The organism is Streptomyces sp. NPDC102462 (assembly GCF_044765425.1).
In the GTDB taxonomy this organism is placed as follows: domain Bacteria; phylum Actinomycetota; class Actinomycetes; order Streptomycetales; family Streptomycetaceae; genus Streptomyces.
Map to the genome: position 1 here is coordinate 1 of NZ_JBIWKB010000160.1, position 1,444 is coordinate 1,444.

General features: G+C 66.8%; 1 protein-coding gene. It reads right to left on the reverse strand.

Annotated features, from left to right (window positions below):
* Window positions 1-22: 22 nt before the first annotated feature.
* Complete coding sequence (locus ACIRFL_RS43835) at window positions 23-1,219, reverse strand: IS110 family transposase (RefSeq protein ID WP_404041372.1); 1,197 nt, start codon at window positions 1,217-1,219, stop codon at window positions 23-25.
* Window positions 1,220-1,444: the final 225 nt, after the last annotated feature.

The following is a 1,444-nucleotide window of genomic DNA, read 5'->3' on the forward strand; positions in this document are numbered from 1 at the left end:
GAAGGACATCCCAATCGTGTTGTCAAGCCGCAGCCGTGACGGTAGGTGAAGCGTGATAGCACGCTCCGTCACGGATCATGGCCCACAGGACGTTGAGGCGTCGGCGGGCGAGAGCGAGCAGGGCCTGCTTGTGTCCCTTGCCCTCGCTCCGCTTGCGCCGGTAGTACGCCTTGGAGGCCGGGCAGGCCGGCAGGCTGGCCATTGCCGACAGGTACATGGCCCGCAGCAGACCGCGGTGATAGCGGCGGGGTCTGCGCAGGTTTCCGCTGACGCGGCCAGAGTCGCGAGGCTGCGGAGCCAGGCCGGCGAACCCGGCCAGTCGGTCGGCGCTGCCGAAGGCGTCCATGTCGCCGCCGGTCGTGGCGATGAACTCGGCCCCGAGTTTGGGCCCCATGCCGGGCAGACTGAGGATCACTTCGGCATGCGGATGCTCGCGAAACCGGGCCTCGATGAGGGCGTCGAGTTCGGCGATCTCCTCGTCAAGGGCCATCACCCCCTTCGCGAGGCGGGCCACCATAGCGGCGGCCAGAGCCTCGCCGGGCAGCGCGGTCATCTGAGCCTGAGCCGCTTCCACGGCCATCTTGGCGATGGCGGCGGCCCCGCGGACCTTGCGGTTCTTCAGCCAGCTCTCGATGCGATTGGCTCCCGCCCGGCGGATCGCGGCCGGAGTCTGGTAGCCCGTCAGCAGCGTCACGTGCCCCTTCTTCATGAGATCCACCGACCGTTCCAACGCCGGGAATATCTCCAGGAGTTGAGCCCGGAGCCGGTTGATCTGCCGGGTGCGGTCGAAGACGACGTCCAGCCGTCGGGTCGTCAGCGTGCGCAGATCGACAGCCACCTCGTCCCCGGGCCGCAGCATCCCCAGATCACGGCGGACACGGGCCTGGTCGGCGATGACGAAGGCATCGCGCTCATCCGTCTTCCCCTCACCCCGGTAGGACGCAGAGGCCCGGTGCACGGCAAGACCGGTGAGATAGGTCATGGACTGGTCGTGCGAGAGCAGCAGACCGATCAGCAGCGCGGCGCCGCCGTGGTTGAGGTCGACCGCCCACAGCACGTCGCTGGATATCGCCAGGACATCACCGATCAGTCCCAGCAGCTCGGACTCGTCGTTCTGGACCCGGCGGGACAGCAGCCGTTCACCGTCCCCGTTGATCACCATCGCATGGTGATGCGTCTTGCCGATATCCACTCCGGCCCAGATCTCGGGCACGGTCACCTCCGCCAACTCGTCGTCACGTCAACCCAGCAGACGACCTCGCCGACGTTGTCCTATGCAGCGATCGAGTCGCATCTCCCAATTGGCGGTCGAGTCGTCGCGGGGCCCCGAGCGGCCATGTCCTTCAAGCCATCCAGCGGCTCACCCATGACAGCCATACCCCGGGCCCCTGGGCCTCACCGATCTTACGAATGACCAGTTCAGACCCACATCAATAGATAGGAC